Origin of the sequence: Nocardia sp. NPDC058518, assembly GCF_042719655.1 — a bacterium.
In the GTDB taxonomy this organism is placed as follows: domain Bacteria; phylum Actinomycetota; class Actinomycetes; order Mycobacteriales; family Mycobacteriaceae; genus Nocardia.
This window is the reverse complement of record NZ_JBHXNJ010000033.1, coordinates 1-14,664: the sequence shown is the minus strand read 5'-3', so window position 1 is coordinate 14,664 and position 14,664 is coordinate 1. Positions and strand designations below refer to the sequence as shown.

The 14,664-nt window shown below is 68.4% G+C and carries 14 protein-coding genes; 10 read left to right on the top strand and 4 right to left on the bottom strand.

All coding sequences use genetic code 11. From position 1 onward, the window contains the following. Window positions 1-3 precede the first annotated feature (3 nt). The 8 genes from ACFWPX_RS34315 to ACFWPX_RS34280 all read left to right on the top strand — a co-directional run bounded on the left by ACFWPX_RS34315 (window position 4) and on the right by ACFWPX_RS34280 (window position 8,647). The gene (locus tag ACFWPX_RS34315) at window positions 4-1,038 is read left to right on the top strand and encodes an MlaD family protein (RefSeq protein ID WP_378932491.1); all 1,035 of its coding nucleotides are present in this window, start codon (window positions 4-6) and stop codon (window positions 1,036-1,038) included. Then, complete coding sequence (locus ACFWPX_RS34310) at window positions 1,035-2,039, top strand: MlaD family protein (RefSeq protein ID WP_378921689.1); 1,005 nt, start codon at window positions 1,035-1,037, stop codon at window positions 2,037-2,039. Before ACFWPX_RS34315 ends, ACFWPX_RS34310 begins: the two co-directional genes overlap by 4 nt. Continuing rightward, window positions 2,027-3,046, top strand: a complete 1,020-nt coding sequence (locus ACFWPX_RS34305; protein WP_378932488.1) for an MlaD family protein — start codon at window positions 2,027-2,029, stop codon at window positions 3,044-3,046. Before ACFWPX_RS34310 ends, ACFWPX_RS34305 begins: the two co-directional genes overlap by 13 nt. After that, window positions 3,046-4,143: an MlaD family protein gene (locus tag ACFWPX_RS34300; protein WP_378932485.1), complete on the top strand. Its 1,098-nt coding sequence runs from the start codon at window positions 3,046-3,048 to the stop codon at window positions 4,141-4,143. Before ACFWPX_RS34305 ends, ACFWPX_RS34300 begins: the two co-directional genes overlap by 1 nt. Then, window positions 4,140-5,192: an MlaD family protein gene (locus tag ACFWPX_RS34295; RefSeq protein ID WP_378932483.1), complete on the top strand. Its 1,053-nt coding sequence runs from the start codon at window positions 4,140-4,142 to the stop codon at window positions 5,190-5,192. The genes ACFWPX_RS34300 and ACFWPX_RS34295 overlap by 4 nt, the downstream gene beginning before the upstream one ends. After that, entirely contained in the window at window positions 5,189-6,142 is a 954-nt protein-coding gene (locus tag ACFWPX_RS34290) for an MlaD family protein (protein WP_378932481.1), read from the top strand. The genes ACFWPX_RS34295 and ACFWPX_RS34290 overlap by 4 nt, the downstream gene beginning before the upstream one ends. 125 nt (window positions 6,143-6,267) lie before the next feature. After that, window positions 6,268-6,921 carry a hypothetical protein gene (locus tag ACFWPX_RS34285; RefSeq protein ID WP_378921698.1) on the top strand — a complete coding sequence of 218 codons (654 nt, stop codon included), beginning with the start codon at window positions 6,268-6,270 and terminating at the stop codon, window positions 6,919-6,921. Window positions 6,922-7,075: 154 nt separating this feature from the next. Beyond that, window positions 7,076-8,647 carry a Na+/H+ antiporter gene (locus ACFWPX_RS34280; RefSeq protein ID WP_378932478.1) on the top strand — a complete coding sequence of 524 codons (1,572 nt, stop codon included), beginning with the start codon at window positions 7,076-7,078 and terminating at the stop codon, window positions 8,645-8,647. A gap of 28 nt (window positions 8,648-8,675) precedes the next feature. Here the strand turns inward: ACFWPX_RS34280 and ACFWPX_RS34275 are convergent, their stop codons facing one another. From ACFWPX_RS34275 to ACFWPX_RS34265, 3 genes are all read right to left on the bottom strand, one after another. Further along, complete coding sequence (locus ACFWPX_RS34275) at window positions 8,676-9,398, bottom strand: VIT family protein (RefSeq protein WP_378932476.1); 723 nt, start codon at window positions 9,396-9,398, stop codon at window positions 8,676-8,678. A 28-nt stretch (window positions 9,399-9,426) separates the two neighbouring features. After that, entirely contained in the window at window positions 9,427-11,058 is a 1,632-nt protein-coding gene (locus ACFWPX_RS34270) for a GMC oxidoreductase (RefSeq protein ID WP_378932474.1), read from the bottom strand. Between the two features lie 66 nt (window positions 11,059-11,124). Next, window positions 11,125-11,679 carry a YdcF family protein gene (locus ACFWPX_RS34265; protein WP_378932472.1) on the bottom strand — a complete coding sequence of 185 codons (555 nt, stop codon included), beginning with the start codon at window positions 11,677-11,679 and terminating at the stop codon, window positions 11,125-11,127. A gap of 98 nt (window positions 11,680-11,777) precedes the next feature. On the opposite strand from ACFWPX_RS34265, the gene ACFWPX_RS34260 reads away from it, so the two are divergent. Together ACFWPX_RS34260 and ACFWPX_RS34255 are read left to right on the top strand one after the other, a co-directional pair. Continuing rightward, window positions 11,778-13,277, top strand: coding sequence for a flavin-containing monooxygenase (locus tag ACFWPX_RS34260; protein WP_378932470.1), 1,500 nt, complete (start codon window positions 11,778-11,780; stop codon window positions 13,275-13,277). 79 nt (window positions 13,278-13,356) lie between these two features. After that, the gene (locus ACFWPX_RS34255) at window positions 13,357-13,758 is read left to right on the top strand and encodes a hypothetical protein (RefSeq protein WP_378921707.1); all 402 of its coding nucleotides are present in this window, start codon (window positions 13,357-13,359) and stop codon (window positions 13,756-13,758) included. Between the two features lie 70 nt (window positions 13,759-13,828). On the opposite strand, the gene ACFWPX_RS34250 is transcribed toward ACFWPX_RS34255, so the two are convergent. Further along, complete coding sequence (locus tag ACFWPX_RS34250) at window positions 13,829-14,287, bottom strand: MarR family winged helix-turn-helix transcriptional regulator (RefSeq protein ID WP_378932468.1); 459 nt, start codon at window positions 14,285-14,287, stop codon at window positions 13,829-13,831. Window positions 14,288-14,664 lie beyond the last annotated feature (377 nt).

Here is a 14,664-nt window from a genome sequence, read left to right as displayed (position 1 = left end):
CTCATGCCTAACTACGGAATGCCGGGCGTCGCGGCCGATCGGCGCACCGCGCGCACGACCGGCGCGATCATCCTCGGCCTGATCGCGGCGGTCGTGCTCGGCTTCGTCGCTTACGACAACCTGCGCGCCGAAGACGGCCTGCGCATCGCCGTGCACACCGAACACCTCGGTGACGGCATCAGCGCGGGCAGCCAGGTCCGTGTCGACGGCGTGACGGTCGGCGAGGTCGCCGAGGTGACCCCCGGCGAGCGTGGCACCCAGCAGATCGCGTTGCTGCTCGACTCGACGCGACTGGTCGGCATCGACGACAGCCTCGCGCTCGACTATGCCCCGACCAACCTGTTCGGCATCGCCGAGATCGAATTGCGCCGTGGCGCGGGCGGTTCGCCGCTGCGCGAGGGCTCGGTGCTCGATCTGACCGGCGCGAACGGCGACCGGGTCTACGACGCGACGATGAGCGCGATCCTGCGCAGCCTCTCGCAGGTCGGGATGACCGTGACCAGCCCGCAGATGGCCACCGTCATCTCCCAGCTGGCCGCCGATTTCAAGGCCTTCACCCCACTGGTGCAGGCCCTGATCACCGTCTCCAAGACCATCGCCGACAACCAGGACGTGATGCCCTCGGAGCTGTTCGGCAAGCTCGGCCCCGCCTTCGACGGCGGCGGTCAGTTCGCGGGCGCCACCATGCACGTGATCGACCAGCTCAGCGAGATCCGGATCACCCAGGTCGACAAGGAGCGCTACGACATCGGCGTCGGGGTGATCGGCGGCGCCATCCTGCCCGCCCTCAGCACCACCTTGACCACCGCGGGCGGGCACTTCGCCGAGACCACCGACATGCTCGCCCCGATGCTGCTCGCGCTGGCGCAGATGTCGCCGAACCCGCGCCGGACCGGCGCCGACCTCACCGCCCTGCTGCAGAACCTGCGCGGCGCCATGCCCGACGGCCCGAACGGTCCTGTCCTCAACCTCGACGTCGAGCTCAGCGGTGTCCCCGGCATCGCGGTGCCGCTGCTCGGAAAGGCCGGTGGGCGATGAAGATTCGCGCAACCGCACTGCGCCTCGGCGTCTTCACCCTGGTGATGATCACCGTCCTCGGGTTCGTGTTCACCCTGATCAAACGTCCGGTCGACGGTGACACCAACGCCCACGACGCGCTGTTCACCGACGCCAACGGCCTCAAGGTCGGCAACGACGTCCGGATGTTCGGCGTGCAGGTGGGCAAGATCGAGAAGATCAGCCTCGAGGGCGACAAGGCCAAGGTCGCGATCACGGTCAAGACCGACACCCCGATCTACGACAACTCCAAGCTGGCCATCCGCTACCAGAACCTCACCGGCCAGCGCTACATCGACCTGCAGCAGGCGCCCAACCCGGGCAAGACGATCGCCGCGGGCGCCAGGATCGGCGCGAACATGACCGTCCCGTCCTTCGACGTGACGAGCCTGTTCAGCGGCCTCAAGCCGGTGCTCGCGACGCTGTCGCCGGAAGCGATCAACCAGTTCACCGCGAGCATGCTCGCCGTGATCGAGGGCGACGGCACCGGCCTCGGCCCGGCGCTGTCCGCGATCGACCAGCTCGCGACCTATGCCGATGACCGCCAGCAGGTGATCGGCACACTGATCCGCAACCTGTCCGACATGGGCGACCGGCACGGTGGCCGGGTCGGCTACCTGCTGCCGCTGCTGGCCCGGCTCACCGACATCTTCGAGGCGATGCAGCGCAATATCGGCGGCGTTGCGCAGTTCGCGATGACCGCGCCCTCGGTGCTGGCACCGGTGGACCGGTTGCTCGCCTCGCTCGGCCTGGTCGAAGGCGGCGGCGCCGATGTCGACGCGATGATCCGCGGGCTCTTCCCGAATCCACAGGAAGCGGTCGAGGTATTCGGCAAGCTCCCCGGTCTGCTGGCCACGGTCGACGCCTCGCTCGCACGCGGCTTCGCCGACTTCACGCCGCACTGCAGCAATGGCGCCGCCGAGGTGCCCGCGCCGCTACAGGTGCTGATCGCCGGACAGAAGGTCACCGTATGCAACCGCTGAAGAAGCTCACCGGGATGTTCGCCGGTGATCGCCCGATCCTCGATGACGCGAGCAAACGCGCACGGGAGCTGCGGATGGGGATCATCGGCCTGAGCCTGGTCGTGCTGTTCATCATCGCCGCGGGCGTGGTCTACGTGGTGCCGCTGGGCAAGCACACCTACACCGCCGAGCTCAGCGAGGCGCAGTCGGTGCGCGAGGGCGACGACGTACGCCTGGCGGGCATCTCGGTCGGCAGCGTCACTTCCCTGGAGCTGAAGCCCGACAAGGTGCTCATGCGGTTCACCGTGAACAACGAGGTATTCGTCGGCGACAAGACCTCGCTCGATGTCCGCATGCTCACCGTGGTCGGCGGCCACTACGTCGCGCTCTACCCGGCCGGCTCGGCGCCGCTGGGCGACAAGGCGATCCCCTCCGATCGAATCCGCCTGCCCTACAGCCTGATCGAGACCTTCCAGGATGCGACCGCGCCGCTGGCCGCCGTCGACGGCGATACCGTGCGCAACAACCTGGCCGCCGCGAACTCCGCGATCGCGACCTCGCCGGAGGCACTGCGCACCACACTGGACACCGTCGGCAAGTACGTCGACATGCTCGATCGGCAGCGCACCCAGGTGTCGAAGTCGATCGCGGTCGTCGACGAGTACGTCTCCATGTACGACGGCGCCAAGTCCGATCTGGGCAGGTTGATGGACAACGTCAACCTCCTCGAAGACCTGCTGCTGAGCAAGAAGGCCGAACTGGCAGAAGCGGTGCGGTTGCTCACCTCGGTGGTGAATCGGCTGGCCGGCCTGGCTCCGAGCTGGGATTCCACCCTGAAACCGCAGGCGCAGGCGCTGGCCGACGCACTGCCGCGGCTCGGCGAGCTCGGCGGTCAGCTGGAGCCGGTGATCGGGACCGTCCATGCCCTGCAGACCAAGTTGTCGCAGCTGGCGACCCCCGAAGCCGGTGTCGTGGTCGACCAGTCCAGCGCCCGCGTGTGCGTGCCGCTGCCCGGGAAGGCGTGCTGATGCTGAAACGACTGCTCGGATCCCAGGCGTTCATGTCGATCGCCGGTGTCGCGGTGCTCGTCGCGCTGGTGACCGGCGGCTACTTCGTCGCCTTCGATCCGCTGAAGAAGACCGAATCCTATTGCGCGCTCATGCCCGACGCGATCGGCCTCTACCCGGGCAATCACGTCACCATGCGCGGCATGGACGTGGGCCAGGTGACCGCGGTGCGCAACGAGGGCGCCAAGGTGCGGGTCGAATTCGAGGTCGACGCCGAATTCCCGGTCTACTCCGATGCTTCCGCGACCACGGTCGCGTACTCGGTCGCGGCGGACCGCAACCTGGCGGTGCTCACCAGCGGCAAGACCGCGCCCCCGCTGGCAGGTGGCTGCATCACCAAAACGCTGACCCCCAAGAGCATCACCGAAACCCTCACGGCGCTGGCGAGCCTGTCCGATCAGCTCTCCGGCGGTACCGCGGGGGAGCCGAGTGCCCTGTCCGACGGCTTGTCCTCGCTCAACCGTGCGACCGAGGGCACCGGCCCCACGGTCAACGAACTCATCCACAAGCTCGGTTCGGCGATGACCAAGCCCGATGCCGACATCGGCCATCTCGCAAGCCTTTTCGACGCGTTCGCCTCGGTGTCGAACCGGGTCGCCGCCAACTGGGGTGACCTGCAGACGATGCTGGTGCGCCTGGCTCCGCTGCTCAATATGGCCGCCGACGACCTGCTCATTCCGGCCACTTCGCTGTTCGACGGTCTCGGCGAAGTGCTGCCGATGCTCAACGACATCGCCATCATCCTCGGTGACCCGCTGATCGGCGCCCTCGACGACGCGGTCCCGCTGGTGAAGTTGTTGCGCGCCAACGTCGGATCCCTGAGCGAGATCGTGGCGAAGATGCCCGCGCTCGCCTCGGCCTTCCGCAGCGCCACCGATCCCGCGGGCGGCACCGCGATCACCTACGCGCCGCCGAAGGTCGCGCTGCCCGGCGGCGAGGCCGATCAGGTGTGCACCGCGGTGAACGCGCTGATTCCGGGGGAGTGCCCGGATCCGGCGCAGGGACTGGCCGATGTGAATCTCGTGCAGGTCGTGCTGGGAATGGCAGGTGCTCGATGAACACCCGAAAGATGTTGCGGCACAGTGTCATCGCCCTCGTTGTCGCGGCCGGACTCGTGGTCGGCGGCTGTGGTTTCGACCCCGCGGAGGTGCCGGTACCCGGCTCGACCGTCAACGGGTCGACCTACCGCGTGCAGATCGAGTTCAGCAGCGCGCTGAACCTGCCCGCGAAGTCGAAGGTGATCGCAAACGGCGCCGAGATCGGCATCGTCGACGGCGTGCGGGTGGTCCAGCCCGCCGACGCGCCCGCGGGCCGCGGCGGGTACGTCATCGTCGAGGCCGACATCCTCGACACGGTGGCGTTGCCGACGAAGTCCATCGCCGAACTGCGCCAGGACACCATCCTCGGCGATATCCACCTCTCGCTCACCACCCCGAAGGACGGCTTCGGCGAGCTGTTGCGCGACGGCGGCACGATCCCGATCGAACGCACGAAACCGCCTGTGCAACTGGAGGACACGATGGCCACCATGGCCCTGTTCGTCCAGGGCGGGGCGATCGGTCAGCTGCAGGAGATGCTGGGCCGGATCAACTCGGTGATGCCACAGGATCCGAAGGAGACCGCGCGCATCTCGGCGGTGATGGGCGCCGACGCCGCCGATCTGGCCGCGAATCTGGACCAGGTCGACCTGCTGGTCAACGGGCTGGCCCGCAATGCGGCGATCTTGCACGACGACACCGAACAAGCACTGACCGACATCCTCACCCCCGGGGCCGTTGCCGCGCTGACGGGCACGCAGGACTCGATCGCCAAGACAATGAAGATCTTCGACGCACTCGGCCCGGTCGGTTCCTCGCTCACCTGGCTTGCCCCGATCGCGAGCTCCGGTGACGCCGCCGCGACCGCGTTCCTGCCGCTGGCCACCGGTGGCTCGGCCGACCTGCGCTCCTCGACCAACATGGCGCTGCTCACCGCCCTGCTGCGCGAGAAGATCATTCCCTTCGCCGAGCGCGGACCGAAGGTGAACGTCACCGGTGTCGAGGTGTCCGAAGAAGACCAGCTGGCGCAGATCGTCACCGCGCTGCGGATGATCGGAATGGTGCGATGAAGATCGGTGCACTGGCCTCCCTCGGCGGCATCGCCGCCATCACCGTGCTCGGCGCGAGCTACCTGACCTTCGGGGTGGTGCGCGTCGACCCGTTCGCCGACTACACCGCGGCGACGATCGAGATCGCGAATTCCGGTGGCCTCAGCGTCGGTTCGCCGATCCTGCTCACCGGTATCGAGATCGGCGAGGTCACCGGTGTCGATACCTCGGCGAGCGGTCGCGTACAGGTCGGATTCCGGTTCGGCGCCGACCACAAGGTGCCGATGAGCAGCGTCGTCACCGTCGAGCACCTGTCCTCCCTTGGCGAGCCGTATGTGCAGTTCGTGCCGCGCGACGCCAACGGTCCCTATCTCACCGACGGGCAGCGCCTGTCCGGGGAGAACGTGCGCACCCCGATGTCGATCCCCGAGGTCGCGCGACTGGTCACCAAGACCGTCGAGCAGCTCGATCCCGCGGTCGTCGGCTCCCTGGTCGATACGCTCGGCACGGCGATGGTCGGCACCGAGAACGTGGTCCCCGAGCTGGCGAGGGCGGGCGATCTGCTCGCCGCGGCGCTCATGAGCCGCGCCCCTGCCATCGGCGAACTACAGAACAACTTCGAATACGTGTCCGGCGATATCGGCTGGGCGGGGCCTGCCACCTCGGCGGCAGCGCCTGCCTTCATCCGGCTGAGCCAGGTGATCGATCAGTTCGTCGAGGCGGTGGGGCGGGCAAGCGGCGGCGATCCGCAGATGTACCTGCGCGACGGTGGTTTGGTGCCGCTGCTCGAGCAGCTCACCGCCAAGCTGAACGAGCTCGGCCCCGAGCTCTCGGCCTTGCTGCCCGGGCTGCGCCCACTCACTGAATCGGTCACCGCGACCGCGCCGCAGCTCGACCTGAGCGCGCTGATCGCGCAGGCTCTGCACAACACCGACGCCGACGCGGTGAAGGTGCGGGTCGCGATCAAGTAAATATCTGGCAACCATCGTATATAGGTATCTGCCCTGGCCAGTGGTTGTTCGGCCGAGCCGGGTGGCCCGCGAGCAACCGTGCGGTAGCCTGCTGGACGGGGGACCTGGTCCGCGGAGGCGGTGCGATGGCAGAGAGCAGCGAGGGTCCCGAAACACGGACCGGCAGCAGTACTCGGATGATCGCGATCGCGGCGGTACTCGCCGCGATACTCGCGCTGGTGGTGGCGCTCGGTTTGGTACTGCGCGCCGACCAGGGTGACGACAACCCGTCGGTGAACCCGATGGGATCCGACGTCAACGGACCCCCGATCGCGGGAGCCGATCAGCAAGCCGCCGACGACGCCAAGGAATTCGCGCCACCGTGGCCCGCCCGCCGGATCGGCGGAAACTGCTCGGCCGGTGGCATCACCGCGCACTGGCGCGTCCACGACGACGGCAAGTGGCAATGCACGGTGACCACCCCCGATGTCCAGCCACCGGTACAGGCTCCCGCACCCCCACCTCCGCCCCCACCTCCGCCGCCCGGACCCGAACCGGCCCCCGAGCCCGTGCCCGTCGAGGCACCGCCGCCGCCTGCCTTCGAGCCCCCGCCGCCGCCTCCGGTCTACGAGCCGCCCGCCTACGAGCCGCCGCCGCCCCCGCCTGTCGAACCGCCACCGGTCTTCGAACCCGAACCGGCCCCGGCGCCACCCCCACCGCCGCCACCACCCCCGGTTCTGCAACTCCCGTTCCCGCTCCCGCCGATTCTGCTCCCACCGGCGGCAGCCGTCCTTCCCTGATCCACCCCGCCCTCGCTGTCGTGGGTGACTCCGCCTCGGCCGGTCTGGCGGCCGCGGCACCGTCGACGCAGGTGCGTCTAGTCCGCCGTTCGCGCCCCTGACCGGCGGCGGGTCGATCCCCGCCCACCGCCGACGTCCGTGAGACTGGTCAGCTATGGACCAGTTGGTGCTGACTCTGGTGATCCTGCTCGCGGCCGTGCTCGCCGAACCGCTCGGTGCGCGCATCGGTCTCGCGCCCTCGATCCTGATGACCCTGTTCGGCTGCCTGCTCGCCCTGATCCCGGCCGTGCCGAGCCTGCACATCCCACCCGAGCTGATCCTGCCCCTGGTCCTGCCGCCCCTGCTCTACGCCGCCGCCCGCCGCACCTCGTGGCGGCAGTTCGCCGAGAACTGGCAGATCATCGCGTTGCGCGCGGTCGGCCTCGTCATCGCCACCGCGATCGCCGTCGCCGCGGTCTTCCACGCCTGGAGTCCGGGCACCGCCGTCGCCGCGGCCGTAGTGCTCGGCGCCCTTGTCGCGCCGCCCGACCCGGTGGCGGCCACCTCGATGGCGGGCCGCCTCGGCTTGCCACGCCGACTGATCGTCACCCTGGGCGGTGAAGGCCTGTTCAACGATGTCACCGCGATCGTCGTCTACACCGTCGGTATCCAGGTGGTCATGACCGGCCTGTTCAGTCCGTGGCACGCGCTCGCCGACTTCGCGATCGCCGCGGTGGTCGGGCTCGTCGTCGGGCTGGTGCTCGGCTGGCTCGGCAGCACACTCACCAAGCACCTCGACACCGCCACCGGCCAAGTCGCCCTGAGTCTGCTGCTGCCCTTCGCCGCGTACGGCATCGCCGAACACTGGGAGGGTTCGGCGGTGCTCGCCGTGCTGGTCTGCGCGCTGTATCTCACCGATGCCGTGACCGAAATCGGCGACCGTGACTATCGCCTGGTCGCCGATTCGTTCTGGGACATCACCGAAATGCTCATCACCGGTTTCGCTTTCGCCCTGATCGGCCTGGAACTGCGGGTGGTCATCGAAACCACCGGACACAATTGGCCGGGGCTGGCCGGGGTCACCGTCGCGGTGATCGCGGTCGTCGTCGGATTGCGCCTGGCCTGGCTGATGGCCACCTGGGCGATCAGCAGCAAACTGCCCTACACCGACGAACCGTTCACCTGGCGCGAGGTGATCGTCACCTGGTGGGCTGGAATGCGCGGGGTCGCGACGGTGGCGCTGGCGCTGGCCGTGCCGTTCACCCTCGACACCGGCGCCGACTTCCCGGCCCGCTCGGAAATCCTGTTCATCGCGTTCGCGGTCGTGCTGTTCACCCTGCTCGTCCAGGGGCCGACGCTCCCGCTGGTAGTGCGACTCACCGGGGTGCACGCCGACACCCGGCAGGAACGCGCCGTCGAACAGGCACTCTGGACCAGGGTCGTGAACGCCGAACTCACCGAACTCAAGGCGATCGCCGCCCGCGACAATCTCCCCGAAGACGTCTACGAGGACCTCAAGGCGCTCTTGCGCCGATTGTCCGCGAAAGCCGATCCCGAAGCGGCCGACGCCGACGCCAAGGCGGCTCTGGACAAGGAACGAAAACTCGCTTCCCAGATGCGAGCGGTCCGCGCCGCCGTCACCGAAGCAGGGCGCCGCGAGGCCCAAGCCGCCCGCCGCGAACCCGGCATGCCCCCCGACGTTGTCGATCGGGTCACCCGGCGCCTCGACCTCGGCCCGACGCACTGACCCGGCCGATGGATCGATGCGCCGCGGTTCAGCCGGTCATGGAATCGGTGAGCGCGCCGATCCCGTAGGTGATCGCCATCGCCAGCGCCCCACCGACAACCACGCGCAGCACCGCGCGTCCGCGTTTGCTGCCGCCGAGGCGCGCGCTCACCGAGCCGGTGAGCGCGAGGGCGATCAGCACCGCGGCGAAGGTCACCGGCACCCGCCATTCGGTGGGCGGCAACACGATCGCCAGCAAGGGCAGCAGCGCACCGCAGGTGAACGAGACGGCCGAGGAGATCGCGGCCGCCCATGGGTTGGTGAGCGAGCGCGGGTCGATACCGAGTTCGGCCTCGGCGTGCGCGGTGAACGCGTCGTGGGCGGTGAGCTCGGCGGCCACCGTGCGCGCGGTGGCCGGGCTGAGCCCCTTCTTCTCGTAGATCCCCGCCAGTTCGGCCAGTTCGTAATCGGGTTCGTCGGCCAGTTCGCGGCGCTCCTTGGCCAGCAGCGCCTTCTCCGAATCCCGCTGGGTGCTCACCGACACGTATTCGCCCGCGGCCATCGAGATCGCACCCGCGACCAGTCCCGCGATACCCGCGGTGAGGATCGTCTGGGCATCGTTCGTGGTCGCGGCGACACCGACGACCAGCCCGGCGGTGGACACGATGCCGTCGTTCGCGCCGAGCACCCCGGCGCGCAGCCAGTTCAACCGCGTCGCGAGGCCCTCGGCATGGGGTTCGTGGGGATGGCTTGTCGATGACGAGTCCGGCACCGGCCAAGCCTAATCGGGCGCTGCGCGATCAGTGGTTCACCGACGGCGCGTCCGGTACCGGAGTGGCCAGTAGCCCGGCGCGCAGCGTGTCGGACAGGCGCACCGCGAGCGCGATCACGGTCAGCGTCGGATTGACGTGCCCGTTCGTCGGAAACACCGAACTACCCGCGATGTAGAGGTTGTCCACCCCGTGCACGCGGCAGTGCTGGTCCACGACCCCGCGCCGCGGATCGGCCGACATCCGGGTGGTGCCGCTGGGATGCGCCCAGTCGGTGAGCGGCAGGGGATCGGTGCTGCCGGGCAGCGCCGAGGGAACAACCTGCGGCGCCGGTAACCCGAGCCGGGCGAACTCGCCGACGAGCAACGCCGTAGCCCGCCGCACCGTCCGATCCTCCTGCTCGCCGATCCGCCAATCCACCTGCGGCAGCGGCATTCCCACCGGATCGGTCCGCGTCGAAAGCCGCACCCGGCTGTCGGCGTCCGGGGTCTGCTCCACCATCGCCCGCACCTCGACACCGGCCAGCCGATGCGGTATCCCGACGCCGTCGACCAACCTGCGTCGCGCACCGTCGAGCAGAAGTCCGGTGTCGGCCATCATGATTCGCACGTCCTGCCACCGCGCCCGCCCGCGCAACACCCGCTTCACCGACTCCCACGGATCGTCGGCGGCGGTGACCTCCTGCAACCACAGCGCACAGTTCACCAGCGATTCGCGCCGTTGCAGCGCGGGCGACAAGGCCATCCCGTGCAGAAAAGTGTGCCTACCCCGCGCACTCTTGACCACGTACCTGCCGAACCGGTCCAGCGCCGCCCCGGCCTCGGCGGGACGCAGCGTCGCGACCACCCCGCAGCGATGATCCATCAGATACCGCCCGACCTGGTCGTACCGATTCCCGATCCCACCGGCGACGGTGCGCCGCGAGGCAAGCAGCAGCCGTGGCGTGGCGATCCCACCCGCGGCCAGCACGAACACCCGCGCCTCGACGGTGCGCACGCGCCCACCCGCACCGGTCACCTCGACCGAATTCACATGCGCGCCGGTGGCATCGGTGTCGATATGGGTGACCGTCGCGTTCACCAGCACCCGCGCGGTCGGCGCGACGATGTCACGCACGTGCGGACCCCACCGTTTGCAGTCGAACCGGTTGGCCGGGTCGCGGCTGACCTGCCAGAAGTAGGGGCGCAGCGAGGCAGTGTCGAGCGCGTCAGCGGGTGCTTGCCGCCCGGACAGCGGCCAGAACTCGTTCTCGGTGAAGCCGGTGCCGTGCCCGAGCCCGGCATGCGCGGCGGCACGTTCGGCGTAGGGCCGCAGTGCGCCCGCGTCGATCGGCCAGCCGGACCGCGCGACCCATGGCCGGTTGGCGAAGTCGAGGTCGTCGAGCACACCACAGCGTCCGGCCCAGGTGTGTGAGCTCCCGCCGAGCACCCGGTTTCCCGCGATCCGGTGTTGCTCCGCGCGGGGTGCGCCGATGCTCTCGATCGCGGCGAATGCCGTTTCATCCGCGGTGATCTCGTGACCACCACTCTCCAGCACCAGTACTCGCAGTCCCGCGGCGGCGAGTTCGGTGGCCACCGTCAGGCCGGCGGGGCCCGACCCGATGACGCAGATCTGGGTGCGCAGCGCGTCGTCTCCGACAGTGCGCAGATCCTCCACAAGCATCGGCGGTCCTCTCACCAGCACTGCCCCCGCAGCGCTATCTCACTGTAAGAGCCGGGCTACCCGGTGTCAGTCGGTCTCGCAATGCTGATTGACGAAAGCTCTGATGTACCCGGCGGATTGGCGCACATACATCCACGACCAGAACTCCAGCCCGGAGTCCGACGGGCTGGCGACCATGGTGATCTCGCCGTCATAGCACTTCTCGACGATGTATCTGGCGCGCGACACATGCGGCGTGAACGTGACCACGATGATGTGGCGCCAGCCGTAGATCTTTGCGCGCCGCACGATTTCGCGTGCCTCACCGTCGGTGGTCCACGGGTCGGGCACGAAACACGAGACCCGGAAGGCGAATCGGCCGCCGCAGTATTTGTCCATCACCGGATCGTCGGCTCCGGTGGATTGCGAGATCAGCACCTCGGGGGCAAGGCCGCGCTCGGCGAGTTCGATGCCGAGGTCGAACCGTTCGTAGGCGGTGCCACCGAGCACCACGATCACGTCAGCTGGCCGTAACGGGTCGATCTGGGGGTGCACGAAGACCGGCCATCCAGCGAACGCGGCAGCAAGCACGGTGACCAGTGCGCCGACGAGCAACCATCCCGCACGCCGAAAGATCGACACGGCACCGACGATACCGAAATCTCGACGGTGGCCGCCGTCGTGCGATCGACCGGGACACACTCTTCTGCCGCGGTCCTGCGCCAGGCACACTGGAGCCCATGACCGACTCCGCCGTTGCCCCCGAACACCTCGACGTCGTCATCGTCGGCGCCGGGTTGTCCGGCATCGGGGCCGCTTACCGGCTACAGACCGAGCACCCGCACCGCAGCTACGCCATCCTCGAGGCGCGCGCCGACCTCGGCGGCACCTGGGACCTTTTCCGCTACCCGGGCATCCGCTCGGATTCGGACATGTTCACCCTCGGCTACCCGTTCAAGCCGTGGCGGGCGGCTCGTTCCATCGCCGACGGCGCCGCGATCCTGGATTACATCCGCGAGACCGCGCAGGAGAACGGCATCGACCGCCGCGTCCGCTTCGGTTCCCGGGTGATCGGCGCGGATTGGTCATCGGCGCAGGCCCACTGGCAGCTCACCATCGCCCACGAGGGCCCCGAGGGCCCCGAACTGAGCACCCTGACCTGCGGTTTCCTCTACACCTGCGCGGGCTACTACGACTACCAGCAGCCGCACGCCCCCGAGTTCGCCGGCCAGGAAGACTTCGCGGGCGCCGTGGTGCACCCGCAGTTCTGGCCCGCCGACCTCGACACCCGCGACAAGCGGATCGTCGTGATCGGCAGCGGCGCCACGGCAGTCACCCTGGTGCCCAACCTCGCCGCCGACGCCGCGCACGTCACCATGTTGCAGCGCAGCCCCACCTGGATCAGCCCCGTTCCCGGCCGCGACAAGCAGGCCGACAAGATCCGCAAACTGCTCCCCGCCGGTCTCGCCCACCGGCTGATCCGGACCAAGAACATCCTGTTCAACATCGGTTTCTACCAGTTCTGCCGCCGTCGCCCCGCCGCCGCGCGCAAACTGCTCACCGACCTCACCACGCGCATCCTCAAAGACGACAAGCTCGTCGCCGAGCACTTCACGCCCGACTACGACCCGTGGGACCAGCGCCTGTGCGCAGCCCCCGACGCCGACTTCTTCAAGGCGATGAAAAAGGGCAAAGCCTCGGTGGTCACCGACCGCATCGACGCCTTCGTCCCGGCGGGAATCCGCCTGGTATCGGGGCAGACGCTGCCCGCCGACATCGTGGTCACCGCCACGGGCCTTCGCCTGCTGGCCTTCGGCGGTATCGCGCCCTCGGTCGACGGCACCCCCGTGCCGTTGGCCGACCAGTTCGTCTGGCAGGGTGCCATGCTCACCGGCCTGCCCAACTTCGCCATCTGCGTCGGCTACACCAACGCGTCATGGACGCTGCGCGCCGACCTCACCTCCCGGCTGGTCTGCAAAGTCCTCACCCACCTCGACCGCACCGGCAGCGCCGCGGTCGTCCCCGAACCCAAGGGTGCGCTCGCCGAACGCCCACTGCTCGACCTGAACGCGGGCTATGTCCTGCGCTCGATCGCCGCGTTCCCCCGCCAGGGTGACCGTCATCCATGGCAGGTCAGGCAGAACTACCTGCTCGACGCGCTGATCACCCTGCGTACCGACCTCGGCAAAACACTGCGGCCGGTGTCGCGCCGGGTAGGAGAGTTCACCCGCAACGGGTGAGGCGCGCGGCTCGCCGGGTTCCTACCGTTGTCGTGTGCCGTGGTGGCACGTGGCATTGACCTCACGGGAAGGCCCAGCGATGACAGACACGAATCAGCACCACCTGCGCGACGGAATCGCGGCAGGAACCTCCATCGGCGCTGGCATCCTGCTGGCGGTGGGCGGTGTCCTGCAGATTCTCCAGGGAATCTCCGCGGTCGCCAAAGACGATCTCATCGTCGTCGGACCGGAGTACTCCTACCAGTTCGACCTCACCAGCTGGGGCTGGTGGCACATCATTCTCGGCGCGCTCGCGGTGATCATCGCGATCGGCCTGCTGGCCGGCCAGACCTGGGGCCGGATATCGGCGATGGTGATCGCCGCCCTGTCGATCATCGCCAATTTCCTGTGGCTGCCCTACTACCCGTGGTGGTCGATCCTGATCATCGCCGTCGACATCGTGGTGATCTGGGCAGTGGCCACCTGGCGGCCGAACGTCTGAACTGTCCTGATCCATCCGGCAACGCCGCCCCGGTCATCGGGGCGGCGTTGTTCGTCTTCCGGTAGCCGGTTCAGGAGTCGAGCATGTGGACGAGGTGCAGCGAGAGCCGCTCGCCCAATACCGCGAGCTCGGCCTTCTGCGGATCGTCGAGTCCGTCGAGCACCAGCGTGCGCACCGCGACGAGATAGTCCGGCATCGCCGCAAGCACCTTGGCCTGCCCGCTCTCGGTGAGTACCGCGTCGATCCCGCGCCCCGACTCCGCCGCCTCGCGCCGCGCCCACCCCACCCGTTCCAGCTTCGAAACCACGTGGGAGAGCCGGGAAATGGACCCGTGCCCACGCACCGCGAGCATGCTCAACCGCATCCGGTGCTCCGGGGCATCGTGGAGCAAGTCCATGACCCGGTACTCGAAATGGGTCATCCCGAACTCGCGCTGTAGTCGTGCGTCGAGTGCGCTCGGTAGGTGCATAGAGAGGGTGACCACCGCGTTCCAAGCGCGACGCTCGACCGAGTCGAGATACTCCGTCACCTCGGCCTACCTTCCACCCGTGCGATAGCCAAAGAATTGCTGAATGTCGGCAAACTGTATATCGGGGGGTGGGCCTTGTCTACGGTTGTCGCATCATGTCGCCAGGTAGAACGCGTGTTGTGGATCGACGCGGATCTGGTTTCGACGATCGGTTGCCAATGAGTCGCCGTCATCGCTCGTGAAGTGTGACGACGAGCGCGGGACTCGAACCCTCAGTAGTGTGGTGATCGTGACCTGGGGAAACGCCGGATTTACCAGGCGATTTGACTTCGTGTTGGTCGGCACGTAACTTTATTCGAGTCAGAGCGACACGGACACCGACTCAGCCGCCCAGCGGCCGGGACACGAGGTAGGACGTTGAGCGCCTGACTGATCAT